Here is a 24,473-nt window from a genome sequence, read left to right on the forward strand (position 1 = left end):
TATACTCCCTTAGCAGGGGAGCTCCTTCGGCCACTCGGACACCTCTCCGTCTTGTGGGGCGTATAATAAAGATTTCAGAAAATATGTCAAACACTTTTATGCCAAAAATGACTATCTGGTTACAGAACGCACATAAGTCAGCTTTAATTGTATAATTGGTTTGAAAAGTAAACGATTTAAATGTTTTTGTCTTGTGGGTTAACGCCCATTAAAGGCACTAAATCATCTTTGAGCTGCGCTAAATATTGCTCTTGGTAACCTAATTGCTGAAACTCAGCAATACAGGCTCGGTAATAAGCTTGTCGCTTTTGCTCTGTGGTGTCAGTTTCTGGCGATTCTTCAACTCGGTTGTCTTTCATATTATATTCTAAGTCCATTTGAGAATTCATATTTAGAGTGCTATTTTAACCCAGCTCAAAATTTTGGCGTATTTTAGCTAAGTTTTTTACATAAATACAACATAATGTTTAAAAAACAGTCATAAAATTACGTTATAGCACTGTTATTAAGGTCATTTAAAACAAGGCTACATTAAATAACCCAATCTGAATTAACTATTAATAAGTACTAATAACTAGCTTTAAAATTTAGTTTAGTACTAATTAATTAAAAAGCGAACAATCTTATCCTCTCTTTCGTCTGTTTTTATAAAGCAATTTACTCTCCAACTTTTCCTGCATTGGCGCTTATTTTTGTACTCACACAAAAACGCCGCTAAAATTTAGCGGCGTTTATCACATTTATTTTGTTAAAGCTTAGTCAGCTTGTGGGCGCATATGCGGGAACAAAATAACATCTTTAATGGTTGGTGAATCAGTAAATAACATTACTAAGCGGTCAATACCAATACCTTCACCGGCAGTAGGCGGTAAGCCGTACTCTAGTGCGCGTATGTAGTCTTCATCGTAATGCATTGCTTCATCATCGCCGGCGTCTTTTTCTTCAACTTGGCGAGTAAAGCGCTCTGCTTGATCTTGCGCATCGTTAAGCTCCGAGAAGCCATTTGCAAGCTCACGTCCGCCAACAAAAAACTCAAAGCGGTCGGTAACAAATGGGTTTTCGTCGTTACGGCGCGCAAGCGGCGATACTTCCCACGGGTAGCCTGTAATAAATGTAGGTTGGATAAGCATATGCTCAGCCGTCTCTTCAAATATTTCACATAAAAACTTACCTGGGCCCCATACACAATTTTCAGGAATTTTAACGTGCACTTGTTTAGCGTACGCTTTTAATTCTTCAAAGTGGTTTTCTGGGTCATTAAATACCGCAGCATCAAACTCAGGGTTATATTTTAAGATAGCATCAGCCATGCTTAGGCGCTCAAACGGTTGGCCAAAGTCGTACTCTACTGAGTCGATAACTTCGCCGTTTTCATCTTTAGTGGTATTAACAACAATTGGGCTACCTAAAACGTTTGTTGCAACTGTACGTAGCATGTCTTCGGTAATATTCATCAGGTCGATGTAATCAGCGTAGGCTTGGTAAAATTCAATCATAGTGAATTCTGGGTTGTGACGCGTTGATAACCCTTCGTTACGGAAGTTACGGTTAATCTCAAATACGCGGTCAAAACCACCTACTACTAAACGCTTAAGGTAAAGCTCAGGCGCTATACGTAAGTACATGTCTATATCAAGTGCGTTATGGTGAGTCACAAATGGACGCGCAGACGCACCGCCAGGAATAACCTGTAGCATTGGCGTTTCTACTTCCATAAAGTCGCGCTCTGCTAAAAAGCGACGAATACCTTCAACTACTTGTGAGCGAATGCGGAATGTTTCGCGCGTCGCTTCGTTAGTAATTAAATCAACATAACGTTGACGGTACTTGGTTTCTTGATCTGATAAACCATGAAACTTCTCTGGTAATGGGCGTAGTGACTTAGTAAGTAGTTCGTACTCGGTCATTTCTACGTATAAATCGCCTTTACCTGATTTATTAAGCGCACCTTTAACACCAATAATATCGCCAATATCTAGTTGGCCATATTTTGCTTTTAAGTCTTTTTGCACATCTTTAGATGCGTAAGCTTGTACACGGCCTTTCATGTCTTGAATGGCCATAAAAGGACCACGCTTAGCTAAAATACGGCCAGCAATTGATACAACGTGCTTAAGCTCTACTAATTCTTCTTTACTCTTATCACCAAACTCAGCCTGTAAATCAGCCGTGTAATGTTCACGACGGAACTGATTAGGATGACCGTTGGCTGGGCAATTTTCGCGAATAGCGTCTAATTTGCCGCGACGCTCAGCGATTAACTTATTTTCGTCTTGGATTTGATCAGTCATTTTTTAGCTCTTTTTTAGCTTGGTGGTTATAGGCCAGATTTTAGGCTGGCTTCAATAAATTTGTCTAGGTTGCCGTCAAGTACCGATTGCGTATTACGGTTTTCAACGCCAGTTCGTAAATCTTTAATACGTGCATCGTCAAGTACGTAAGAACGAATTTGACTTCCCCAGCCAATATCCGACTTTGCGTCTTCTTGCGATTGCTTTTCAGCATTTTGCTGCTGAAGTTCAAGCTCAAATAATTTTGCTTTTAACTGCTTCATTGCTTGGGCTTTATTTTTGTGTTGTGAACGCTCGTTTTGACACTGAACAACCGTGTTGGTAGGTACGTGAGTAATACGTACTGCCGATTCGGTGGTATTAACGTGCTGACCACCCGCGCCCGATGCACGGTAAACGTCTATACGTAAGTCAGCCGGATTAATATCAATTTCAATATTGTCATCTACTTCTGGGTAAACAAACGCAGAGGCAAACGAGGTATGACGACGACCACTTGAATCAAATGGGCTTTTACGTACTAAGCGGTGTACACCTGTTTCTGTGCGCAGCCAACCATATGCGTATTCGCCTACAAAGCGCACTGTTGCACCTTTAATACCGGCTACATCGCCATCGGTTGCTTCTACTAGCTCAACTTTAAAGCCTTTCGCTTCGCCCCAGCGTAAATACATGCGTAATAACATGTTACACCAGTCTTGTGCTTCAGTACCGCCAGACCCAGACTGTAAATCAAGGTAAGCATCGTTTGCATCGTGAGAGCCCGAAAACATACGGCGAAACTCTAAACCCTCAAGCTGTTTATTTAAGCCTTCAAGTTCAGTTTGCGCTTCAACAAACGTGTCTTCGTCTTCTGCTTCTACTGCAAGCTCTAATAAACCTTCTACGTCGTCAGCACCTGCTACTAAGTTGTCGATTGTTTCAACAACGGCTTCTAAGGCTGATTTTTCACGACCAAGTGCTTGTGCGCGCTCAGGTTCATTCCATACGGCTGAATCTTCAAGTTCGGCGTTTACTTCTTCTAGGCGCTCTTGTTTGTGAGCGTAGTCAAAGGTACCCCCGAAGCAGTTCAGTACGTTCGCGAATTTCCTTGATTTGATTAATCACAGGATTCACTTCAAACATGTACATTACTCCAAAATGGCTAGATTATTGCGCGCTAAAATTAGCACTAAACGCAATAAATTATCGTCAAAAGATAAAAACGCCCGATTTTAACAAAAAACCGCGCGCTTTATTAGCCTTTTATGCATGCATTGTGCATATTTTTTAATGCACTTTTTCAAGCTCGCGAACAATTAATTGCAGGCTAAACTTACCTCTAAATTCGTTTATGTCGAGCTGATAAGCCACTTTGACATAACGGGCCTCGGTGTCGGGCCATGCTTTTACATCTATTCCAAATGCAATGGCGTCAACTAAGCGCCCAGATTGATGTTTAAGCACCAGCTTTAAGTGTTTTTCGCCTACTATACGCTGCTGGATAACTTCAAAGGTGTGCTCAAATACCGGCTCAGGAAATTGCTGCCCCCATGGGCCTGATTGCTTTAATAGCTGAGCAAAGTCCATTGTAAAGCACTCGTTTGGCAGCTCGCCATCGGTAAACACAATGCAGCGTTTACTTTCTTCGCTTAACTGCGCGCTTACAGCTGCATCAAACGCGTTTTTAAAGTCATTAAAATTTTGCTCATCAATACTTAGCCCTGCCGCCATGGCATGGCCGCCAAATTTATTAATTAAGTGCGGGTCGGCGGTATTTAGCCCTTCGAGTAAATCGCGCATGTGCAGCCCTTCAATAGAGCGGCACGAGCCTTTTATTTCACCGTTTTCGCCACCGGCAAAAATAACGGTTGGGCGGTGGTATTTTTCTTTTAAGCGACCCGCCAAAATACCAATAACACCTTGGTGCCAATCTTCTTGGTATAAACAAATGGCATCGGGAATGTTGTCGTCACTAAACGCAAGCCTATCTAGCACAGCTTGCGCCTCGGCTTGCATGCCCTGCTCTATTTCGCGCCGTGCATGGTTTAAGCTATCTAACTCGCTGGCAATCCGCCTTGCTTGGTTTATATCGGTACTTAATAAGCACGCTATACCCAAACTCATGTCATCTAGTCTCCCTGCTGCGTTTAAACGCGGGGCCAACGAAAAACCAAAGTCACTGGCGCTTAAACGCGCGGCATTACGATTAGCCACTTCGATAAGCGCAGTAATACCTGGGCGTGTTTTACCGCTGCGAATACGCGCCAACCCTTGGTATACTAAAGTGCGGTTATTTGCATCAAGCGCGACTACATCGGCCACGGTGCCTAGGGCAACTATATCAAGCAAGTCGGCTAAATTTGGCATAGCATGGCGTTCAAAATAACCTTGCTCTCGTAACGTGCTTCTAAGAGCTATAAGCAAGTAAAAGGCAACGCCGACACCCGCAATTGATTTTGAAGGAAAACGGCAATCATGGCGATTTGGGTTAACAATTGCATCGGCATTAGGGAGCTGCTCCCCTTGCAAGTGGTGATCAGTAACCAGTACTTTAATGCCCACTTTTTTTAGTATGTCTATGCCTGCAATACATGAAATACCGTTATCTACCGTAATAACCAGCTCTGGTTTTATATCAACAATTTGCTCAGCAAGCGCTGGGCTTAAACCATAGCCTAAGCTAAACCTATCCGGTACAAGGTAGTCTAAGTTATTAAAGCCAAACATTGCCAAGCCTTGCATTAAGGTGGCTGTACTGGTTGCGCCATCGGCATCGAAGTCGCCAACAATTAAAATGCGGCTTTGCGCATTCAGCGCATCAATTAATAGCTCGGTGGCTTTGTCGATGTCTTTAAACAGTTTAAAGTCGATTAGCGTGGCTGCACTATTATTTAGCTCGTGTGCATTTTGCACGTTACGCGTGGCATAAATTTGCTTAATAACAGGGTGCAGATCGCTTGGCAGGTAAGAATCGTCTACATTTTCGCGCGCAATGATCAGTTTTTTCATGCTGGTTTTTAACTTATGGTGTTCATAATAAAAAGACAAAAAAAGGCCATAAAGGCCATAAAGGCCTTTTTAAACCAATTCGCTTAATTAAGTGATCTATTTTGAGGCTGAAAAAACGTGTTGATAGCTAGGCAATAAATTCGCTATTTAGTTGTTCTCGGCAATAGCTCCTGCATTGCTCTACTTTCTGCATCCATGCAGTCATAAATAAGTTTTTTTAACGCCGGTAGCAACACGTTTAGCCCCGCAAAATGATTAAGTATTATCGCGGATTGGTATTAAACAGTTATTCAGATTTTTAATTAACCTGCTTTGTTCGCCTCAAGCGCTGCACTTAATGCGGCGGCTGGCTGGTAGCCAGGGATCATTGTACCGTCTTCTAAAATAATGGCTGGCGTACCGCTAATACCAAAACTTTGGCCTAGCTGGTAATGCTCAGCTACTGGTGCGCTACAACCGGCAACAACTGTTGTGTCTTCGCCTGATTTAGCTTCTGTTAGTGCTTCTTGTTGGTCGCGTGCACACCATACGTTCATTAAATCGGCGTAGCCCGAACCTTGCAGTCCACCACGCGGAAATGCTAAATAACGAACAGTAATGCCTGCATCAAGCAAGTCGTCTAGTTCGCGGTGTAATTTACGACAATAGCCACAACTAATATCGGTAAATACCGTAATTTGGTGTTTTTCGTTAGGCGCTTTATAAACAATCATTGAATCTTGGTATTCTTTAATACCTTCAACACGGACACCATTTAACGCTTGCTCGGTTAAGTTGCTGCGGTTGTTTAAATCAATTAGCGTGCCTTGCATTAAAAACTGGCCGTCTGGGCTGGCGTAAAGTACACCTTTATTTGTAATAAGCTCTTTTAAACCGGCAACGGGGCTTGGGTTTATTTGCTTAACTGTTACACCTAACGTGGCAAATTTAGTAACAATAGGATCATTAGCATCTGGCGTTGTGGCTACGCCATTTGCAAATGCACTAATACTTGTGCACAACATTGCACCTGCTAACATTAATTTTTTCATAATTTTCTCTATCTAATAATACGTACTAAATTGACCGCTAAGCTGATATTAAATTTCATATTACGCGCGCGGATGATGCTCTGAGTGTACCGATTTTAATCGCTCATTGGCAACATGGGTATAAATTTGTGTAGTCGATAAGTCGCTGTGCCCTAACATCATCTGCACCACTCTTAAGTCGGCACCATGATTAAGTAAATGTGTTGCAAAGGCATGACGCAATGTATGCGGCGATAAATCTGACTCAATAGACGCCAAAATAGCATAGTGTTTAATACGATGCCAAAAGGTTTGTCGGGTCATACCTACACCGCGTTTTGAAGGAAACACAAAATCGGTGGCGTGTTTTATCATTTGTGCACGCCCCCCTTTTAAAAACTGCTCAAGCCAGTACATGGCTTCTTCGCCTAAAGGTACTAAGCGCTCTTTGTTGCCCTTACCTTTTACAAACACAACCGACTGGCGCAAGTTAATTTGCTCCATACGCAGCCCTACAAGCTCGGTTACACGCAAGCCCGTAGCATAAAGTAGCTCTAGCATGGCTTTATCGCGCAGCCCCATTGGTTCTTCAATATTGGGCGCACTTAATAATGCCTCTACCTCGGCTTCTGAGAGCGTTTTAGGTAACGATTGACCCGCTTTTGGTTGCGCAATGTTTTCAAGCGGTGAGCTTGCGATACGTTTTTCACGTACAAAATACTGATAAAACCGCTTTAACGCACTTATGCTGCGTGCCGTGCTACGTGGTTTCAACCCTAAATCTACGCGATACGCTAGGTAGCTTTCTATATCTAAGCTGGTTACCGTCATTAAGCTTTCGCCTTTTAAAAACTGACAAAACTTATCTAGGTCACTGCGATACGCGCTAAGGGTGTTTTCGCTTACACCTTGCTCTAAGTACAAGCTATCTAAAAAGGTTTCTAAAAAGTCGCTGTTGCTGTTTAGCTCGGTATTTGGTTCAGGTAAATCGTCAGGTAGCGTTGTCACGTTGTGATCTCATGTTGGTAATACCCACGGTAGAAGGTATCAATTAAAAATACCTTACGGTAAACTGCGCCCTATCATAACAGGCAATTACACAGTGATAAATACGATGCAGATTGGTTTATTTTTTGGCTCTACTACATGCTACACAGAGATGGCAGCAGAAAAAATTCGCGACCTTATTGGCGCCGATGTAGTGACCTTACACAATATTAAAGACGAACCACTTAAAAATGCAGAGCAGTACGACTTTATCATCTTTGGTATTTCAACATGGGATTTTGGAGAAATACAAGAAGACTGGGAGTCTAAGTGGGACGACATTAAAGATGTAAACCTAAATGGTAAAACCATTGCTTTATTTGGCATGGGCGACCAACAAGGTTACGGACAATGGTTTCAAGACGCCCTTGGTATGCTTCACGATGAAATAAATACCCAGTCGTTTACGCAACTTGGTTTTTGGCCAAACGATGAAAACTACGAGTTTGAAGCGTCAAAAGCACTTACCCCCGATGGCAAACATTTTGTTGGCCTAGCGCTTGATGAAGACAGCCAATACGAGCTAAGCGATGAGCGCATAGCCAGTTGGGTTGAACAAATAATGACAGAGTATAGCGAAACGCTATAACGAGTTTGGCCTAAACCATGTTTAGGCCAACGCATTACAAATAACTAAGTTTTTTAGCGCACTTTTTTTCACGTATTTTTGCTTTCCTTTGCAATAGCCAATTAGGCGCAAAGGTATTAATAATACATGCCAGTACAATAAGCGCTGAGCCTATTACTTGCGATAAACTTAATGTTGTATCGTAAAAAATTAGCTGAAATAACAACGCAAATAATAAGTTAGAATAAATAAGTGGTGCTAACTGCGAGTTAGAACTGGCTAATCGGTACGCCTTTCCTCTAAAAAACTGCGTTGCAGCGGTCGAAAACCCAATTAATGCCACCATCAGTAATAAACTGTAATTGCTTATATCGATTGCAAAACCTTGGTAAAAGCGCTCACCTTCGCTGGTAAACATTAACACTGGCACCATAAAAATAGCAGCCAGTGTAAAACTCCAACCGTTAATAACCATCATCGGAAGCTTAATTTTACTGGCTCGAAACAAGGTGATTTGCGAGCAGGCATTAAAAATCCCAGCCCCTAAGCCAATTAATAAGCTCCAGCGCCATTGTATGCCGTCGCTATGAATATTTTGAATAATCACACCCGCAAACATCAGCGCCATTGTAGGTAACAATAACCAATTTAATTTAGTTTTAAAAAGCACCCGTTCTATTAGCGGTATAAATAATGGCCCAGTGCTAAATAAAATAACCGCTTCCACCAGCGTTAAAGTATTTAGCGCCACTAAAAAGCAGTTTTGGCACAGCACTATAAAAATTGCGCGAATAGCAAAGGTTCGCCATGCTGATTTATTAGGTAGCTGCCATTTAATACCTGCCGCCAATGCCAGCATAATAATCGCGGGTAAAAACACCCGTAAAAAAACCACTTCGCTGGTGCTAAAGTAATCGGTAAGTAACTTGGCTATAAAGCTATTTAACGCCAAGGTAAATGTAGAGAGCAGCATAAACACACTAGCACGAAAATTTAACGTCACCGCAGTTATCCTTTGAATAAAAAATGAATGTAAAAAGCAAAATTAAAGGCTTAATTTTTTTAATCTATTTATTATTTTTCAAAAAATTGGCATTGGCTTTTATGGCGCTAATTTTACGTGTACTTTATAAATTTAAAAGCGAATAATATTAAACTAACCTGTAAGTAAAACTTAACTGTTAATAAATAACCTATGATCAAATCAGCGCCGTTAAAATCTCTCTATACGTTTATAGCTGTTGCCGAAACTGGCAGCATGGTGCTCGCAGCTGAGCAGCTAAATATTAGTCACTCGGCGGTAAGTCAGTCTATTAAAGCGTTAGAGTTACAACTTAATACACCGCTTTTTAATCGCATTGGTCGCCGCGTTGAGCTCAACCCTGTGGGTGAGCGCTATTACAAACGCATAGCCCCGGCCATGGCTGAAATTTTAGCAGCCAGCCAAGAGGCTAGTAACACAGCGAATGAGCCAACTTATTTAACACTCAATATGGTTAACTCGCTAGCTCTGCACTGGTGGATCCCAAGGGTGGCTGATTTTCAGCGAATTTCGCCAAACAGTGACATTCGTATTTCTAACTTGGTGGGAGAATTTGATTTAGAGCGCGAAGGGATTGATGCAGCGATTATTCATGGCCAGCCCGATAAGTGGCAAAAATATCACTGTGAAAAACTAGCCGACGATCAGTTAATTTTAGTCTGTAACCCACAGCTTTTAGTTGGCTTAAATAAAGATGAGTTAACCGCGCAAAATTTGCTGCAGCGTTTTAAAGCAATCTACGTTACCAACCCACGTAGGCAAAACGATTGGCAAACGTGGTGCGAGGCTAATAATTTAGCGCAGCCTAAGCAGCATAATAATTTAACCTTTAATATTTCAGTGCAAGCAACGCAAGCCGCGATGCGCCAGCTTGGCGTTTTGGTCACCCACAAACAATTTGTACGCGACGATATAAAGCACGGCATGCTCACGCAAATTGGCCAAAGCATTGTAAATCCGCATCAGCAGTTTTATTTTGCAACGAGCCACGCCATGCTTAATCACCCACAGGTGAGCGCATTACGAGCATGGCTTAAACGCGAGTTTTTAAAAACAGCAAACGAGTAGTGCTACTCCACACGTTGCCAATATTGGTTACGGTAAAAAAAGCCTATATAGCCACGTACTTCCAATGTTTTACCGTCGTTTTGTGGCGTTAGTTGCACGGTATAAGTTTTACCATTTGTAGGGTCAAGTATTTCACCATCGCCCCACACGCCATCATCTTCTGGTTTTACATCAGTGATTATGGTCATTCCTAAAATAGGCTGATTTTTTAATGCCCCATCACACTCTTTACAAATACCGGTTTGTTTAGCTGGGTCTAAAATAGTCTCAACTTTACCACTGAGCACCTTATCATTTTGAGTAATGCGTACGTACGATTTAGCCTCGTTGGTGTCTTCATCTATGGTTTTCCAAAGCCCAACAGGAGTCATGTTTGCAAGCGCACCTTGGCTTATAAATAAAGCCGCAGCGAGTGTAGTTAGTAACGGTAATTTGTTTAACTTTTTCATTGTGTTGCCTAAATTAAAAAATGGCGAATAAAACGATAATACCAGCTGATTTATAAACGCACTATTAAATTAAACTGCTATTTAGGTACATATAAAAGTAAAAAACCAAGTGCGCGTTAACCCACTTGGTTTTTAAATTGGCTGATAGTTTTTTAACGTACGCGTTTTAAAGTACGTATTTAAAAGTCACGTATCTCCACATTTGAGCTGTTAAATTCAAACATATTAATTTTTCCACACTGTGCCATATGGTTAGTACTTGTATAGGGGGTATTTGCTTGGCTTATATCGCCTTCCCACTCTTGGCCATTTTTTATAAATGCTTTTAATTCAAACCATCCGTTAACAGCTTTACTGCAATCCATATCAACATCCAGCATCCAATAGTGTTCGCCCCATATATTAAGGGGTGTAACACCAAAGCCATCTACTGTTACCGATTTTTGGGCGCCATATTCACTTGGCCAAATATTTGTAGTCCAATCCATGGCAGTACCTTGCGCTTCACTGTTTTGGCCTTGTTCAATTCCATACCAATCTAGGTAGTTATCGTTTGCTTTCCAAGGTGTTGTGGTGTTGTTTTTTAGATTGTTATGGCGAATTGGCATAGCACATTCAACATTTGTTGTTTGGCAGTTTCTAGCAAGGTTTGTATTTGCATAGTTGTGATCTATACCACCGCGTACAAACATGTCTTGTCCGCTTTGTGTTTGAGCATTAATAAAAATAACGGTTCTTTGCCAGTCGCTATTATTAGGCACTGTTCCTTGAGTTAATTTAGCATTTTTATGAATTGCTATTGCATCCCATGGCGCTACATTTAAATTGATGGTGCCGTTGCTATTAACTGTTATTACTTCACCGCTACAACTAGTAGCATTACCCAAAAGCTCGCCTTTTAACACATTACAGTACTGTCCAGGCGCCATATCTGTTTGAATTGTTGTATTAAGCGTTGAGTCTTCTTTATTAATTGCCATATGACCAGAGCTACCACGTCCAAATGCAATCTGGTTATGGGTGTTATCCCACCAATTTGTTACTACCCAGTTATCTGCTGTGTTATTTCTAAAATCGACACCACCCGCAATATAAGACCAGCGATGCTCGCACTTCCAGTTACTTGCAAAACATTCTAAATTACCATTATTGTGCACCGGTACACTTGGCCCACCCGCATCTGTATCGCCGTGAAAATCATAACTCGACATTACTTTTGGATACCCATACGGGTATGCCAACATAAATACGTTGGCTAGGTCGTATAAACGGCCATCTTCAAAGGTAATTACATTACCCGCACCACCATGGCCGCGCTGATTGTCGTGGTTATCTACAAATACCACAGCTGATGAACTTGGCATAAAGCCCCAGCCTTCACCAAAATTACTTAACCATGCAAGCGAGCCATTTCTAAAGGTATTACCAAGCTGCGTACTGTATTTAAACTCGGTAACTAGCCCTGTACTTAAATACTCTGAGGCTGCAACCGCTTCAGTACCTTGATCTATCACCTCATGAAACACCACTGGCGAGCCATTTATTTTTGCCATTAAACTTTGAATATCACTTGCAGCAACATGCTTAGCAGCATCAAACCTAAAACCTTTAACACCCATAGCTTGAAGGTCATTAATATATGCCGCTAATGTATTTTGCACATAATTTGAAGAAGTGTTTAAATCGGCCAGCCCTACTAGCTCACAGTTTTGCACGCGATAACGGTTATTACCGTAATCTTCTGGGTTAATAGAGCAACTTTCGTGAAAATCTTGTGGGCTATAAATAGGGTATTGTTTATTACCAAAAGTGTTACCAGCAGTGCCCGTACCACTGCCGGCCGCCATATGGTTTATTAATGTATCAACATATATATCGACGCCTGCGGCGTTACAGCGATTAACCATATCTATAAATTGCGAACGGTTACCGCCTCGGCTTTGTAGTTGGTAGCTCACAGGTTGATAGCGAGTCCACCATTGGCTACCTGTAATATGCTCGTTAGGCGGAGACACCTGTACCGCAGCATACCCTTTTGGTCCTAAAAACTGCTCACATTCTTGGGCTACATCTTGCCAATTCCATTCAAATAAATGCACAAATGTTGTAGGTGCAGCCGATACTAAACTTGGTAAGGTTAAACCTAAGCTAAAACCTGCAGTGGTGATCATTTTATTCAGTTTCATAGTGTGTGTTTCCAGTGTTGGGCGAGTTAAACAACATACTCGACGTTATTTACAAGTGGTTAACACTAGTTTGAGAGTTGCTCAAATAAAAACTGAATACGTATGCATAATGGGTAAACTATCCTTTATTACTAGATAATTACCTGCCTTAAAAATTACATTTTCAAGTAAAACGCTTTACATAACGCAATATAATCATCGCTGTAGCGGTTTTTTTCATCTTTTATGCATAGGGAGGTAAGCTCAGGCAAAGTGTTGATTAAGCTAAAGCGCATCAAACTGCGGCTAAATGCTTTACTTGGTGTGGTTTTTACTTGGCAATGCGCGTTTAAATAAAGCCCGCTTTGTTTTGCCAATTCAACGAATAAGCCCGCCTCTGTGGTGGGTAAAATTACGTTAAAGCACGAATGCTCATGACTTAAACGCATATAGGCATGTATTAGTTCGTCAAAACTTAAACCATCGGTATGGCGTGCGGTGTTACGGGCATCGCTTAGCCCTTTTAAACTACGGTTAAAATAAGGGGGGTTAGAAATCACAACATCAAATGGCGCCGCCTGTTTAAACGCTTGTATAGTGGTGTGCTTTACTGTGATATTTGGCCACGGGCTAGAGGCTATATTTTGCTGCGCTTGCTTGTAAGCAGCTTCATCAATTTCAACAGCGGTTATGCTAAGTGCTGGTTGGCGCTGTTTACACATAAGCGCAAGTAAACCGGTGCCTGTGCCTATATCGAGTAATGTATTGGCACCTTTTAAATACGTCCATGCGCCAAGTAAAATGCCATCGGTTGAGACCTTCATAGCACAGCTATCGTGCTCAACCTTAAATTGTTTAAACGTAAACCCTGACATTTTTTCACCTTTTCATTCACCAACTGGCGTATAGCGCGTATAATTGCAGGTAATTGTCCCTTATTTTAGACACTCTATGCAATTTTCTGAATTTGATCTTGATACTAAACTACTCAACGCCATTGATAAAATGGGCTACGAGACACCAACCAGCATTCAACAACAAGCTATTCCTGAAGCGCTGCAAGGTCGCGATATTTTAGCATCAGCACCTACTGGCACAGGTAAAACGGCGGCATTTTTAATTCCGGCTATTCAATACTTAATGGATTTTCCGCGTCGCGACCCAGGTTTTGCACGTGTGTTAATAATGACCCCAACCCGTGAACTGGCTTATCAAATTCATGAGCAATGTGAACTGCTTGCTAAAGGCACTCACCTTAAAATTGGTGTAGTAACAGGTGGTATAAACTACGGCACCCATAAAGAAATTTTTGAAAACAATAACGATATTTTAATCGCCACACCAGGGCGTTTAATGGAATACCTTGAAACCGAAAATTTCCATGCTGAAAACGTAGAAATGCTTATTCTTGATGAAGCCGACCGCATGTTAGACATGGGCTTTAGAAAAGAAATGCTGCGCATATGTGACGAAGCTAAAAACCGTCGTCAGTGCTTTTTATTCTCTGCGACGTTAGAAGGCGATAGCGTTGAGTTATTTGCAGAGCGTATTTTAAACGACCCAGCTTTACTTGAAGCCGAATCGTCACGCAAAGAAAAAGCAAAAATTCATCAATGGGTTCACCTTGCTGATGACTACCACCACAAGCTTGAGCTGTTGGTTAATACCTTAAACGGCCCAGATGTAAGTAAAGCCATTGTGTTTGTAAAAACCCGTGAGCGCCTAGAAACGCTAATTGGTGAGCTAACTAACAATGGCGTAAAAGCCGCGTGGCTGCGTGGCGAAATGCCGCAAGATAAGCGCATGAAAGCGATGGAAAATTTCCACAGTGGTAAAACGCGCATATTAATAGCAACCGATGTTGCGGCCCGCGGTATTGATGTTTCTGACATTAGCCACGTAATTAACTTTGATATGCCGCGCACTGCCGATGTCTATGTACACCGTATTGGCCGTACTGGCCGTGCAGGTAAAAAAGGGATTGCTATATCATTAGTTGAAGCGCACGACATTGGCATTTTATACAAGGTTGAGCGATACACAGAGCAAAAGCTTAAGCGCCGTATAATTAAAGGGCTTGAGCCACAGCATAAAGAAGCTAAGCCACCCGCTAAAAAGCGTAAAGATCCGGTAAAAATGAAAGCTAAGAAAAAAGCCAAAGCTAAAAATAAAAAGAAATAGCACACCATAAATAAACAAGCCGGCAGTTGCCGGCTTTTTTGTACCCGTTACAAATGTAACCCAAGCATGTAACTCATTCCCATTAAAATGTAATTATTGCCCACCTGAATTCCCACTTAATAAAATAACCTTATATTTCAACAAATTAAAACTGGCATCGAAATTGTAACTGAGAAAGTAACTCAGCTAAGAATAGCTGCACGATTAACCGTAATGTAAGGATGAAGTTATGAACCGCTTTAAGTTAACTATCGCTTTAGTATCATTTTGTTGTTTATTTTTATTAGCTTGCGCTACAAAAGTAAGTGCAGCAACTAACTTAGCCGTAGTAAGCAGTGTGGCTACTCAACCTAACTTACAACAAACAATCACCAATACGTTACGCACTAACCCAAACTTAGCATTAAGCGATATTCGCGTGCAGGTTGAAGACGGTGAAGTTGACCTATACGGTGAAGCGCAAACAGGTTTTCAGCGTGCACTTGCGCAAAAGTTTTTAGAAAATATGGATGGCGTTAAAATTATCCGTAATAAAATTAGTGTTATCTGATACCGCATTACAATTTTTGTTTATATAACTTATTCCTCTGCGTGGCTTGTTTCTCCAACACAAGCCGCGCTTTTTTATGCTTAACAGCACACTTTAGTATCTAAACTTCTAGCTTTAGCTCCCCTATTAAAAATAGAGCAAACACTTAGCCGCCCTTTCCCACTCTTTTAAATTAGTGACTTACTACAGCTTTGATAAAAGAATGCTATAACAAGGCTGTAAAGTTCATCTAATCAGCGCATTTTTAATACCGTTGGCAACCTACAAGTGTTTGCTAATCAACCTCACCATGAATAGCAGTTAATAATATATGGCTTAACGCATGCAAATGCCCCATCACTTACACAAGGAAGCTAATACATGAAACGATTTATTTACTACTGCTAATCCCTCTTATTGGCCATGCAGAGGAAGGTACTTTTGGCTTTGCTGCAGATGTGTCTGTATCCGGCTTTTTTTAGCCCAGAAATTAGTGAAATAGATATTATAAAAGTCTATGCAGATTCTGTTGCTGATCTGGCAGAATTAAAAGTAGGCGACAAGGTAATAGAGTTAGATAGCTGCACTATTCCAGATTGCCCTGCTAAAGTTGCAAAAACTTGATGACAGGGAAAAACACATAAGTATTAATTTAAAATAAATTTATTAAAAGTATAGTTAAATTTAACCCGACTTAGCGCTTTGAAATTACTAGCAGCGCACTTTTTATGTAAAAATGCGCTGCTAGTGGGTAACTATTACTGGGCTAGTTTAAAGCAGTATTAGTCGCTCATTCGCTTTGATTTGAACCCGTATTACTCCCGCCTTGTTGTTTGGGTGACTGTTGGTTTATTTTATCGCTTATCATGGCATCGAGCTTTTCACCGCCTTTAATGCCAAAATCTAACGTACGTATTGGGAATGGAATACTTATATCTGCAGCATCAAGCGCTTGTTTAACAGCGACTACGCCTTTATGGCGTACTGTCATAAAGTCTGGCTCGCCTGGGTATTTTATCCAAAACCACACCAGTAAATTAATACTACTGTCGCCAAAACCTTCTGCGTACACAGCGGTTTCATCTTTACGTATTACAAAGTCAAACTCGTTAATTTTATCAACGATAACTTCTTTGGCTTTTTCAATGTCGTCGCCGTATGAAATACCCACCGGTACTTCTATTCGTCTAACGCCTAACGTGGTGTAATTTTTTAACACGTTTCTAAATAATACCTTGTTAGGTACCAGTATTAACTGCCCGTAAAAGCTCTCTATTAGCGTGTTACGCAGGTTTATAGAATGTACAGAGCCAAATACATCGTCGGTTTCAATTACATCACCCGCTTTAAATGGCTTGCGTATTCCCATAGCAATACCGGCAATTAAGTTCTCGGTCATGTCTTGAAAAGCAAAGCCAATGGCTAAACCTACAATACCCGCACCCGCTAGTAACGATGTGACTGTGCCTTTTAACCCCATAAAATCTAAAGCGATAAATAGGCCCACACATAACACAATAACCTTAAAAATAGACGCCATTAAATCAGCAATTTGCTTAGAGTCGAGTGAGCGCCTTAATAGGTTTTTCATTAGCTGGCCGGCAAAGCGCGCTATTATTGAAAATACAATGGCTATTACCACTGCCACAATAAAGTTTGGGATGTGGCTTATTACTACATCAAACCACCCTCCGAGTTTTTCTTCGATGAGTTTTTCGGCTTCGGCTACTGAAGGTATGCTGATCATATTTTTACACCTATCTATTTTTTATCTCATTAATAGTAGGTGAAGTTAGCAAGTTTAGCGCCAGCATAAAAAAAGCCATGCAATGCATGGCTTTTTAACTCATTGTTTGCTGAGTATAAATGCTCAGTTTTGCTCGTCGCGCATAAATACTGGCTCAAGCTCTTTTGCTGTTGCTTCAGGGCTAAAGTAATAACCCGCCACAGTAAACTCTTTTAATTGGCTAAGCTGTGTTACCTGGTTTTCTATAATGTAACGGGCCATCATGCCGCGCGCTTTTTTAGCGTAAAAGCTAATTACCTTATATTGGCCATTTTTGCAGTCTTTAAAATGCGGGGTAATAATTTGCGCATTGAGTGCTTTTTTATCTACTGCTTTAAAGTACTCGTTTGAAGCAAGATTAACGAGGTATTGTGCGTCTTGCGCTTTTAATTCCTCATTTAATTTATTAGCAATAATGCTGCCCCAAAATTCATACAAATTTTTCCCGCGAGGGTTATCAAGCTTAGTACCCATTTCTAGGCGGTAGGCTTGCATTAAATCAAGCGGCTTTAATAAGCCGTATAAACCTGAAAGTATTCGTAAATGGCTTTGCGCATAATCGAGGTTAGCGGCAGTGAGTGTTGCGGCATCTAAACCACCGTACACATCGCCGTTAAAGGCTAGTACCGCTTGTTTAGCATTACTTTGTGTAAATGGTTGCGACCATTCGCTAAAGCGCGCAGCGTTAAGCCCTGCAAGCTTATCGCTAATTTTCATTAGGCTGCCAATTTGCGCTGGAGTTAGTTCACGGCATACTTTCATGAGCTCTTCGCTGTGCTCTAGTAATTCAGGTTGAGTGAACTTATCTGTTGCGGGTGGCGTTTCGTAATCAAGATTTTTTGCTGGTGAAATAACAGTGATCATAGTTAGCTATTGACTTGTAATTTATTTAATGTCAATTTCAACATTAAATGAGACGAAAAGCACGTTTTGTTTATAAAATACCATTGAAAATTAATCGCAATGGCCTAAATCCTACCTTAATAAATCATGCATCGTCGTTTTTCTATTGATAAGGACATAAGACCTATCAAGCATTGTCACACTGTTGCAGTATTGAATACTTATATTAAGGTAGTTTAGATTTTCTTTTAACTTGCTTGGAATGAGGAAGGCAAATGACTAGCGCTCTACAAAGGCTAAAACAACATTCATCTATCGTAGCCGACACTGGCGATATTGAAGCGATCAAAAAGCATCAACCTGAAGATGCAACCACAAACCCGTCGCTTTTATTAAAAGCGAGCGAGATTGAAGCTTACAAGCCTTATTTAGATAAAGCTTGGAGCTATGCAAAAGAAACAGAGCAAGATGCAGCTAAACAGCTTGAACTTGCATGTGACTACTTTGCCGTATTACTTGGTAAAGAAATTAGCGAAATTGTACCTGGTTATATTTCTACTGAAGTAGATGCTCGTTTATCATTCGACACCCAAGCAACTATTGATAAAGCACATACCCTGCTTAGCCTTTATGAAAAAGAAGGTGTAAGCAAAGACAAAATTTTAATCAAAGTTGCGTCTACATGGGAAGGCATTAAAGCGGCCGAACAGCTAGAAAAAGAAGGGACTAAATGTAACCTAACTTTATTATTTAGCGATGCTCAAGCGCGTGCATGTGCCGATGCAAATGTATTTTTAATCTCGCCATTTGTTGGCCGTATTTTAGATTGGCACGTAGCAAATGGTATGGAAAAACCAACCGATCCGCTACAAGATCCAGGTGTTCAATCTGTACGTAGCATTTTTGAGTTTTATAAACGCCACGATTACAAAACCGTTGTTATGGGCGCAAGCTTCCGTAACACCGGCGAAATTATTGCGCTTACAGGTTGTGACAAGCTAACGATTAGCCCTAACCTACTAGAAGACTTAGGCAATTTAGAAGGCGCAGAAGAATACTTACTACAAAGTGATATTCCTAAAGAGCCAAAGCCTGCTCCACTTACTGAGTCGCAGTTCCGTTGGTTACATAACCAAGATGCAATGGCCACTGAAAAACTAGCTGAAGGTATCCGCTCATTCGCAGATGCACAAGAGCAGCTAGAAGCACGTTTTAAAGCAATGTAATACGCGCTAGTTATGTATTAAACGCCGCACCTGCGGCGTTTTTTTATGCCCTTAATATAATCCGCACCGCTTTATACTAACCTGCCACAGCATGTACCATTGCCTACACAGCTAAATAGCTAACTTTTAGTATTTTTTTATTTATTTTTTTATTTAAAAATAACGCGCTCAATAAAGCTAGTTAGTATTAAACTTCATCAACGCATCACATACCTGTAACAAATTCGTCACTTTTTTATTCTATTTTAGCTAGGCCTGTGGTATAGGTATTCTCGAGGTTCACTAAAATCAATAGGAGATAGTCATGGATAGCCTAAACGATATATTAGAGATATTAGAAGGTCCTGATACAACAAGAAAAACCTCTCAAAAGAATAAAAAAAGAAAGTGGCGCGAGATTGAGGCCATAAAAGACAAACAACGGTTACGTAAAGAACTACAGGAGTTAGACTTTTTTACAGACAGCATTGAAATTGATGAGCTAGATTTTTAATTTCAAACTCATTGCGCTCAATTAGGCAATTTATTTTGCGGCAGGAAAACCGTATCGATAGTAAAGCTAACGCTAGGTTTTACCCCTTCAAAATAATTGATAATTATTGCGCATGGGCATTAATACTCAATAACTAAGCAAAAGGCTTTCATGATACGAAAGCCTTTTTTAATATATCAATTAAACCTGCCAGTTAATGGGCGTATCGCCTTGGGCTTGTAACAATTCATTTGTTTGTGAAAAGTGCTTACAGCCAAAAAAACCACGATGCGCAGAAAGCGGCGATGGGTGCGGCCCTTTTAAAATATGATGGCGAGCGCTATTAATATTTTTACCTTTTTTTTGCGCATGAGCGCCCCATAAAATAAACACTACCCCTTTGCAGTGTGCATTTATATGAGCTATCACGTTATCGGTAAATTGCTCCCACCCTAAATGCTTATGCGAGTGCGCTTGGCCTTGCTCAACCGTGAGTACTGTATTGAGTAAAAACACGCCCTGCTCTGCCCAGCTTTGTAAGTAGCCATGGTCTGGTATTTCAAAACCGGGAATATCCGTTGCCAATTCTTTGTACATATTTTTTAGCGACGGCGGTAACTTTTTAACCTCTGGCAACACAGAAAAACATAAGCCATGGGCTTGGCCTTCTCCGTGGTATGGGTCTTGACCTAAAATAACCACGCGAATATTGTTAAGGGCTGTCGCTTCAAAGGCACTAAATACTTGCTCTTTGGGTGGGTACACAGCAACACCTTCGACACGGCGTTTTGCTACATAATCTAATGTTTGCTGCATATAAGGTTGCTGTAATTCATATTCTAAAAAGGCTGGCCAATCGCTCATTGTATACTCTTAATTTGTTTGCGTGATGCGTCTATTTTATCACACATATTTGCCAGTCCATCTAGCATGCGCGGCGTAAAACGATGTAATAAATCGGCATTTACACGTATAAATTGGTTCTGTTTTACAGCGGGGACTTCTGGCCATTTTTGCCAATTAATTTTAGGTTGTGGCTTATCGGCTTGTTCATCAGGAACAATAATAATCTGTGGTTTTTTAATCACCACGTTTTCAATACTTATTTGTGGGTAGTCGGTTGGGCTGTGTGCAAATACATTGCTTACATGACATGTTTCTATAAGCTGGTTTATCCATGTATTTTCACTTACCGTCATCATTGGCTCTGGCCATAATTGATAAAAACCAGTTAATATTTTTTTGCTTTGCTGCTGCTTTTTAATTTTTTTGAGCTTAGTAATAAATGCGTTTGCTACTTGCTTGCTTTGCTCAATACGCCCTGTAAATTTTCCAAAAGCAATCAGCTCGTTTGCAACTTCTTCTATTTTTTTGGGATCACTTAAATGTACTTTTATACCAAGGCGTTTAATTTGTTCTAAATCTTCACTTTGATTACCGCTTTTCCAACCAATCACTAAATCGGGTTTTAGCGCTAATAATTTTTCAAGGGAAATACCATAGTAACCACCAATGCGTTCAATACTTTTAGCTTCATTTGGGTAATCAGCGTAATCAACAGTGCCAACAATATTACTTCCCGCACCTATAGCAAATAGGTTTTCTACTATATGCGGTGCAAGTGCTACAACGCGCAGTTTATCTGGCGCAGCTGTATCACTGGCCACGGCACTGCCCCCTGAACTCAATAACAGCAGTGCAGTAAAAAACGCTTTATACATTAGTAATCAAACCCTTCTAGTGCTTTTATACCCGAGTCGAAGGCGTGTTTAACATTGCGCACTTCGCTTACTGTATCGGCAAGGTCTGTTAACGTGCGGTGCGCTGCGCGACCTGTAATAATAACCGATTGCATGGGAGGGCGATTATTTAGCGCGTTTACTACCTCATCTAAATCAATATAACCGTAAGTCACCATGTAGGTAAGCTCATCAAGTAATACTAAATCAATACTGCTATCTGCAAGCATACGCTTTGACTCTTGCCACGTTGCTTGCGCGGCTGCGGTGTCGGCTTTTTTGTTTTGCGTATCCCATGTAAAACCGGTATTCATAACGGCAAATTCAACCCCTGCACCTTGTAATAAATTACGCTCTCCACACTCCCATGTGCCTTTAATAAACTGACAAACAGCGGCTTTTTTACCATGCCCTACGCAGCGAGCAACCACACCAAAGCCTGAGGTAGATTTACCTTTACCATTACCCGTAATTACCTGAAATATCCCTTTAACATCTTGCGCAGCAGCCACGCGTGCATCTACCTGCTCTTTTACTTTTTGTTGGCGCTGCTGGTGCTTATCGTTATTTGTATCCGTCATTATTATCTCCTTCATAAATCGATATAATGTGTTGTATATTCAAATGCGCCTCGCACATAGTGGCTAAGCGCTCAAGTTGTTGCTCGCGGTGCGATACAATACTCACAGGTTGTATGGTTGCATCGCTTTTTACCCACTTTAAAATTTGCAGTGTGGCAGCGGGTTCATCAAACAAGCCGTGTAAATAAGTACCAGCAATGGCATTGTCGTCACTAATAAAGCCATCGTTTTCAAACCCATGAGGGTGCGCGTTAAACGTTAAAAATGGCTTATTAAGTGCTGCGCCTTCACTAATGCCGGCATGAATTTCGTAGCCGCTACACGGTGTTTGCAAATCATTTAACTGCATAGCCGCCGTTACTTTAGTGAGTACTTTTTGCGTGCTAAGTGTGGTTTCAAAAGCGCATAGGGCAAGCCCCGTTACTTGCTTTAATGACGACTCGACTCCGTTGGGATCATTTATGGTATACCCCAACATTTGCATACCACCACAGATACCCAATACTTTGCCACCATAGCGTAAGTGCCGCTTTATTTGTGTATCCCAGCCTTCATTTTTTACAAAACTTAAATCACCCAGCACGTTTTTACTGCCAGGAATAATAATCAGATCAACCGGTGGGATCGCGTGTGTGTGGCGTACATAATTTATATTAATATTTGGGTGCAGCCGCAATGCATCAAAATCGGTATGGTTACTAATATGCGGCAATAAAAGCACGGCTATATTAATGGTGGCAGTCGTCACCGTGTTATCTATTGCTACAGCATCTTCGGCATCAAGTGCTAAATCATGCAAATAAGGCAGCACTCCAAGCACTGGTTTTTTTGTGTAGCGCTCAAGCCAATCTAGCCCACTTTGTAGCAAGCTTATATCGCCTCTAAAGCGGTTTATAACAAAGCCTTTTACGCGCGCTTGCTCGGATTCGCTTAATAACGCAAGTGTGCCCACTAAATGCGCAAACACACCGCCTTTGTCTATATCGGCAATAATAATGACAGGGCAATCTACCGCTTCTGCGTAACCCATATTGGCAATGTCGTTCTCGCGTAGGTTTATTTCTGCGGGGCTGCCTGCGCCCTCAACCAATAATAAATCAAACTGCTTTGCTAGGCGTTTATGCGAGGCAAGCACTGCATCCATCGCAACTTGTTTATAGTTATGATACGCCCCTGCCTCCATATTACTAATGGCTTTTCCATGTACAATGACTTGTGCCCCCGTATCACTATTGGGTTTGAGCAATATAGGGTTAAAGTCGTTTTGAGGCTCTACTTTAGCGGCTATAGCTTGCAAAGCTTGCGCACGGCCTATTTCGCCCCCCTCTTTTGTAACCGCGCTATTAAGCGCCATATTTTGCGGTTTAAAAGGCGCGACCTTTACACCTCGCTTTGCAAACACTCTACAAAGCGCAGCAACTAAGGTGCTTTTTCCGGCATCTGAGGTAGTGCCTTGAATCATTAAGGTTTTCATCAGCACTATGCCTTTGTTTTTCTAAAAAAGAGTAAGCTTAAAAAAAATACGCTACCCATGGCTGCTGTAATTACCCCTACAGGGAGCTCTTGGTTTTTAAGTAATGAGCGCGAAAGCACATCGACCCACACCATAAACGTGCCGCCCACTAAGCTGGTAATTAATAAGCCAGCAGTACTGCCCTGAGATATAAAAAAGCGCACTATGTGCGGCACCATTAAACCTACAAAACCAATACCGCCACATAGGGCCACCAGCACGGCCGTTATTAACGAGCTCAATACCAACATTAAAATTCTAAAACGGTGCACACGGACCCCAAGCGTTATCGCGCTTTCATCGCCAAGAAGCAGCGCATTTAACTGCCTTTTAAAGCTCAACATAAAGCTAATACACACCACTATAACCACGCATGGCAACCATAACGTGGCCCATTGTGCGCGGGCAAAACTACCTAACGTCCAAAACAAAATACCAGCCACTGCTTGCGGGTCACTCCAATACAGCAATAAACTTGTAAATGCGCTAAATAAAAATGACAGCGCCACCCCCGCTAGCAACATAGACTCTACTTGCGACCTTTTTTGCCGCCCAGCAATAAGTATCAATAAGCCCATTGCTAAAAAACTCCCTAATAAGGCAGCAGCCGATAACATAAACCCTGCACTAATACCCGCAACAGCCATAAGCAGTACTACCCCAAACGACGCGCCTGACGATATGCCAAATAAATACGGATCAGCGAGCGGGTTACGAGTAACCGTTTGTAAAATAAGCCCTGCAATAGCCAAACCTGCACCCGCCATAAAGGCAAGTAAGGTACGAGGTAACCTAAGCTCATAAATAATACGCGCGTTAAACGAGCCCTCCCCTGCTGATAAAATCCCTGTGAGCACATCACTTAACGGCGTATCTGCGGCGCCAAAACTCAGTGCGCTAAAAAGGCTACCCAGTGCAATTAATACGGCTGCTATAAATATTGTCCACTGGTTTATTTTTGTTATATCCATT

General features: G+C 41.3%; 24 protein-coding genes. 7 read left to right on the forward strand and 17 right to left on the reverse strand.

Features of this window, described 5'->3' with window-relative positions; genetic code table 11:
• Window positions 1-176: 176 nt before the first annotated feature.
• From AN390_RS12430 to xerD, 6 genes are all read right to left on the reverse strand, one after another.
• Entirely contained in the window at window positions 177-359 is a 183-nt protein-coding gene (locus AN390_RS12430) for a hypothetical protein (protein WP_024031585.1), read from the reverse strand.
• A gap of 396 nt (window positions 360-755) precedes the next feature.
• A complete protein-coding gene (gene lysS / locus AN390_RS12435) occupies window positions 756-2,291 on the reverse strand; it encodes a lysine--tRNA ligase (RefSeq protein ID WP_004588007.1) in 1,536 nt (511 codons plus the stop codon).
• Between the two features lie 26 nt (window positions 2,292-2,317).
• Window positions 2,318-3,416, reverse strand: a protein-coding gene (gene prfB, locus AN390_RS12440) for a peptide chain release factor 2 (RefSeq protein WP_096041210.1) whose coding sequence is annotated in 2 segments (ribosomal slippage) — window positions 2,318-3,340 and window positions 3,342-3,416 — 1,098 coding nt in all. Because the reading frame shifts where the segments join, the coding sequence is not laid out codon by codon here.
• 144 nt (window positions 3,417-3,560) lie between these two features.
• Window positions 3,561-5,282: a single-stranded-DNA-specific exonuclease RecJ gene (gene recJ, locus AN390_RS12445; RefSeq protein WP_055254968.1), complete on the reverse strand. Its 1,722-nt coding sequence runs from the start codon at window positions 5,280-5,282 to the stop codon at window positions 3,561-3,563.
• Window positions 5,283-5,584: 302 nt separating this feature from the next.
• Window positions 5,585-6,313, reverse strand: coding sequence for a bifunctional protein-disulfide isomerase/oxidoreductase DsbC (gene dsbC / locus AN390_RS12450; RefSeq protein WP_054983743.1), 729 nt, complete (start codon window positions 6,311-6,313; stop codon window positions 5,585-5,587).
• A gap of 60 nt (window positions 6,314-6,373) precedes the next feature.
• On the reverse strand, window positions 6,374-7,300 hold the full coding sequence (gene xerD, locus AN390_RS12455; RefSeq protein WP_055254835.1) for a site-specific tyrosine recombinase XerD: 927 nt from the start codon (window positions 7,298-7,300) through the stop codon (window positions 6,374-6,376).
• Between the two features lie 106 nt (window positions 7,301-7,406).
• Here xerD and fldB point away from each other — a divergent pair, with 106 nt between their 5' ends.
• Complete coding sequence (fldB, locus tag AN390_RS12460) at window positions 7,407-7,928, forward strand: flavodoxin FldB (protein ID WP_004588002.1); 522 nt, start codon at window positions 7,407-7,409, stop codon at window positions 7,926-7,928.
• A gap of 34 nt (window positions 7,929-7,962) precedes the next feature.
• On the opposite strand, the gene AN390_RS12465 is transcribed toward fldB, so the two are convergent.
• Window positions 7,963-8,910 (reverse strand): DMT family transporter, encoded by a 948-nt coding sequence (locus tag AN390_RS12465; RefSeq protein WP_055254837.1) that lies wholly within the window; start codon window positions 8,908-8,910, stop codon window positions 7,963-7,965.
• Between the two features lie 192 nt (window positions 8,911-9,102).
• Between AN390_RS12465 and AN390_RS12470 the strand changes: the two genes are divergently transcribed.
• Window positions 9,103-10,017: a LysR substrate-binding domain-containing protein gene (locus AN390_RS12470; RefSeq protein ID WP_055254839.1), complete on the forward strand. Its 915-nt coding sequence runs from the start codon at window positions 9,103-9,105 to the stop codon at window positions 10,015-10,017.
• 2 nt (window positions 10,018-10,019) lie between these two features.
• Here the strand turns inward: AN390_RS12470 and AN390_RS12475 are convergent, their stop codons facing one another.
• From AN390_RS12475 to AN390_RS12485, 3 genes are all read right to left on the reverse strand, one after another.
• Complete coding sequence (locus AN390_RS12475) at window positions 10,020-10,466, reverse strand: DUF2147 domain-containing protein (RefSeq protein WP_055254841.1); 447 nt, start codon at window positions 10,464-10,466, stop codon at window positions 10,020-10,022.
• A 179-nt stretch (window positions 10,467-10,645) separates the two neighbouring features.
• A complete protein-coding gene (locus AN390_RS12480) occupies window positions 10,646-12,652 on the reverse strand; it encodes an alpha-amylase family protein (protein ID WP_055254843.1) in 2,007 nt (668 codons plus the stop codon).
• A gap of 155 nt (window positions 12,653-12,807) precedes the next feature.
• A complete protein-coding gene (locus AN390_RS12485; protein ID WP_055254844.1) occupies window positions 12,808-13,506 on the reverse strand; it encodes a tRNA1(Val) (adenine(37)-N6)-methyltransferase in 699 nt (232 codons plus the stop codon).
• A gap of 76 nt (window positions 13,507-13,582) precedes the next feature.
• Between AN390_RS12485 and srmB the strand changes: the two genes are divergently transcribed.
• The 3 genes from srmB to AN390_RS19740 all read left to right on the forward strand — a co-directional run bounded on the left by srmB (window position 13,583) and on the right by AN390_RS19740 (window position 15,965).
• Window positions 13,583-14,812, forward strand: coding sequence for an ATP-dependent RNA helicase SrmB (gene srmB, locus AN390_RS12490; protein WP_055016341.1), 1,230 nt, complete (start codon window positions 13,583-13,585; stop codon window positions 14,810-14,812).
• Window positions 14,813-15,041: 229 nt separating this feature from the next.
• Entirely contained in the window at window positions 15,042-15,362 is a 321-nt protein-coding gene (locus tag AN390_RS12495; protein WP_004587996.1) for a BON domain-containing protein, read from the forward strand.
• Window positions 15,363-15,788: 426 nt separating this feature from the next.
• Window positions 15,789-15,965, forward strand: coding sequence for a hypothetical protein (locus AN390_RS19740; protein ID WP_157686047.1), 177 nt, complete (start codon window positions 15,789-15,791; stop codon window positions 15,963-15,965).
• Between the two features lie 166 nt (window positions 15,966-16,131).
• Here the strand turns inward: AN390_RS19740 and AN390_RS12500 are convergent, their stop codons facing one another.
• Window positions 16,132-17,088 carry a mechanosensitive ion channel family protein gene (locus AN390_RS12500; protein ID WP_029774207.1) on the reverse strand — a complete coding sequence of 319 codons (957 nt, stop codon included), beginning with the start codon at window positions 17,086-17,088 and terminating at the stop codon, window positions 16,132-16,134.
• Between the two features lie 123 nt (window positions 17,089-17,211).
• On the reverse strand, window positions 17,212-17,991 hold the full coding sequence (yaaA, locus tag AN390_RS12505) for a peroxide stress protein YaaA (protein WP_024031572.1): 780 nt from the start codon (window positions 17,989-17,991) through the stop codon (window positions 17,212-17,214).
• Window positions 17,992-18,245: 254 nt separating this feature from the next.
• Here yaaA and tal point away from each other — a divergent pair, with 254 nt between their 5' ends.
• Together tal and AN390_RS12515 are read left to right on the forward strand one after the other, a co-directional pair.
• A complete protein-coding gene (gene tal, locus AN390_RS12510) occupies window positions 18,246-19,196 on the forward strand; it encodes a transaldolase (protein WP_004587993.1) in 951 nt (316 codons plus the stop codon).
• A 304-nt stretch (window positions 19,197-19,500) separates the two neighbouring features.
• Window positions 19,501-19,689, forward strand: a complete 189-nt coding sequence (locus tag AN390_RS12515; RefSeq protein ID WP_004587992.1) for a DUF3545 family protein — start codon at window positions 19,501-19,503, stop codon at window positions 19,687-19,689.
• Window positions 19,690-19,869: 180 nt separating this feature from the next.
• Here the strand turns inward: AN390_RS12515 and ung are convergent, their stop codons facing one another.
• From ung to AN390_RS12540, 5 genes are read right to left on the reverse strand one after another with little or no spacing between them, the layout of a single operon-like run.
• The gene (gene ung, locus AN390_RS12520) at window positions 19,870-20,532 is read right to left on the reverse strand and encodes a uracil-DNA glycosylase (RefSeq protein ID WP_055254846.1); all 663 of its coding nucleotides are present in this window, start codon (window positions 20,530-20,532) and stop codon (window positions 19,870-19,872) included.
• Window positions 20,529-21,389 (reverse strand): cobalamin-binding protein, encoded by an 861-nt coding sequence (locus AN390_RS12525; protein ID WP_055254848.1) that lies wholly within the window; start codon window positions 21,387-21,389, stop codon window positions 20,529-20,531. Before AN390_RS12525 ends, ung begins: the two co-directional genes overlap by 4 nt.
• Window positions 21,389-21,988 (reverse strand): cob(I)yrinic acid a,c-diamide adenosyltransferase, encoded by a 600-nt coding sequence (gene cobO, locus AN390_RS12530; protein ID WP_055254850.1) that lies wholly within the window; start codon window positions 21,986-21,988, stop codon window positions 21,389-21,391. The genes AN390_RS12525 and cobO overlap by 1 nt, the downstream gene beginning before the upstream one ends.
• Window positions 21,972-23,462 (reverse strand): cobyric acid synthase, encoded by a 1,491-nt coding sequence (locus AN390_RS12535; RefSeq protein WP_055254852.1) that lies wholly within the window; start codon window positions 23,460-23,462, stop codon window positions 21,972-21,974. Before AN390_RS12535 ends, cobO begins: the two co-directional genes overlap by 17 nt.
• Window positions 23,463-23,467: 5 nt before the next feature.
• A complete protein-coding gene (locus AN390_RS12540) occupies window positions 23,468-24,472 on the reverse strand; it encodes an iron ABC transporter permease (RefSeq protein ID WP_055254854.1) in 1,005 nt (334 codons plus the stop codon).
• Window position 24,473: the final 1 nt, after the last annotated feature.

Origin of the sequence: Pseudoalteromonas sp. P1-11, assembly GCF_001399995.1 — a bacterium.
Classification (GTDB): domain Bacteria; phylum Pseudomonadota; class Gammaproteobacteria; order Enterobacterales; family Alteromonadaceae; genus Pseudoalteromonas; species Pseudoalteromonas atlantica.

What these genes read in the sequence shown, in the direction of transcription:
- AN390_RS12430 (WP_024031585.1), bottom strand. Translation starts at nt 359, where the DNA reads ATGAAAGACAACCGAGTTGAAGAATCGCCAGAAACTGACACCACAGAG.
- lysS (WP_004588007.1), bottom strand. Translation starts at nt 2,291, where the DNA reads ATGACTGATCAAATCCAAGACGAAAATAAGTTAATCGCTGAGCGTCGC.
- recJ (WP_055254968.1), bottom strand. Translation starts at nt 5,282, where the DNA reads ATGAAAAAACTGATCATTGCGCGCGAAAATGTAGACGATTCTTACCTG.
- dsbC (WP_054983743.1), bottom strand. Translation starts at nt 6,313, where the DNA reads ATGAAAAAATTAATGTTAGCAGGTGCAATGTTGTGCACAAGTATTAGT.
- fldB (WP_004588002.1), top strand. Translation starts at nt 7,407, where the DNA reads ATGCAGATTGGTTTATTTTTTGGCTCTACTACATGCTACACAGAGATG.
- AN390_RS12470 (WP_055254839.1), top strand. Translation starts at nt 9,103, where the DNA reads ATGATCAAATCAGCGCCGTTAAAATCTCTCTATACGTTTATAGCTGTT.
- AN390_RS12475 (WP_055254841.1), bottom strand. Translation starts at nt 10,466, where the DNA reads ATGAAAAAGTTAAACAAATTACCGTTACTAACTACACTCGCTGCGGCT.
- AN390_RS12480 (WP_055254843.1), bottom strand. Translation starts at nt 12,652, where the DNA reads ATGAAACTGAATAAAATGATCACCACTGCAGGTTTTAGCTTAGGTTTA.
- AN390_RS12485 (WP_055254844.1), bottom strand. Translation starts at nt 13,506, where the DNA reads ATGTCAGGGTTTACGTTTAAACAATTTAAGGTTGAGCACGATAGCTGT.
- srmB (WP_055016341.1), top strand. Translation starts at nt 13,583, where the DNA reads ATGCAATTTTCTGAATTTGATCTTGATACTAAACTACTCAACGCCATT.
- AN390_RS12495 (WP_004587996.1), top strand. Translation starts at nt 15,042, where the DNA reads ATGAACCGCTTTAAGTTAACTATCGCTTTAGTATCATTTTGTTGTTTA.
- AN390_RS12500 (WP_029774207.1), bottom strand. Translation starts at nt 17,088, where the DNA reads ATGATCAGCATACCTTCAGTAGCCGAAGCCGAAAAACTCATCGAAGAA.
- yaaA (WP_024031572.1), bottom strand. Translation starts at nt 17,991, where the DNA reads ATGATCACTGTTATTTCACCAGCAAAAAATCTTGATTACGAAACGCCA.
- tal (WP_004587993.1), top strand. Translation starts at nt 18,246, where the DNA reads ATGACTAGCGCTCTACAAAGGCTAAAACAACATTCATCTATCGTAGCC.
- AN390_RS12515 (WP_004587992.1), top strand. Translation starts at nt 19,501, where the DNA reads ATGGATAGCCTAAACGATATATTAGAGATATTAGAAGGTCCTGATACA.
- ung (WP_055254846.1), bottom strand. Translation starts at nt 20,532, where the DNA reads ATGAGCGATTGGCCAGCCTTTTTAGAATATGAATTACAGCAACCTTAT.
- AN390_RS12525 (WP_055254848.1), bottom strand. Translation starts at nt 21,389, where the DNA reads ATGTATAAAGCGTTTTTTACTGCACTGCTGTTATTGAGTTCAGGGGGC.
- cobO (WP_055254850.1), bottom strand. Translation starts at nt 21,988, where the DNA reads ATGACGGATACAAATAACGATAAGCACCAGCAGCGCCAACAAAAAGTA.
- AN390_RS12535 (WP_055254852.1), bottom strand. Translation starts at nt 23,462, where the DNA reads ATGAAAACCTTAATGATTCAAGGCACTACCTCAGATGCCGGAAAAAGC.
- AN390_RS12540 (WP_055254854.1), bottom strand. Translation starts at nt 24,472, where the DNA reads ATGGATATAACAAAAATAAACCAGTGGACAATATTTATAGCAGCCGTA.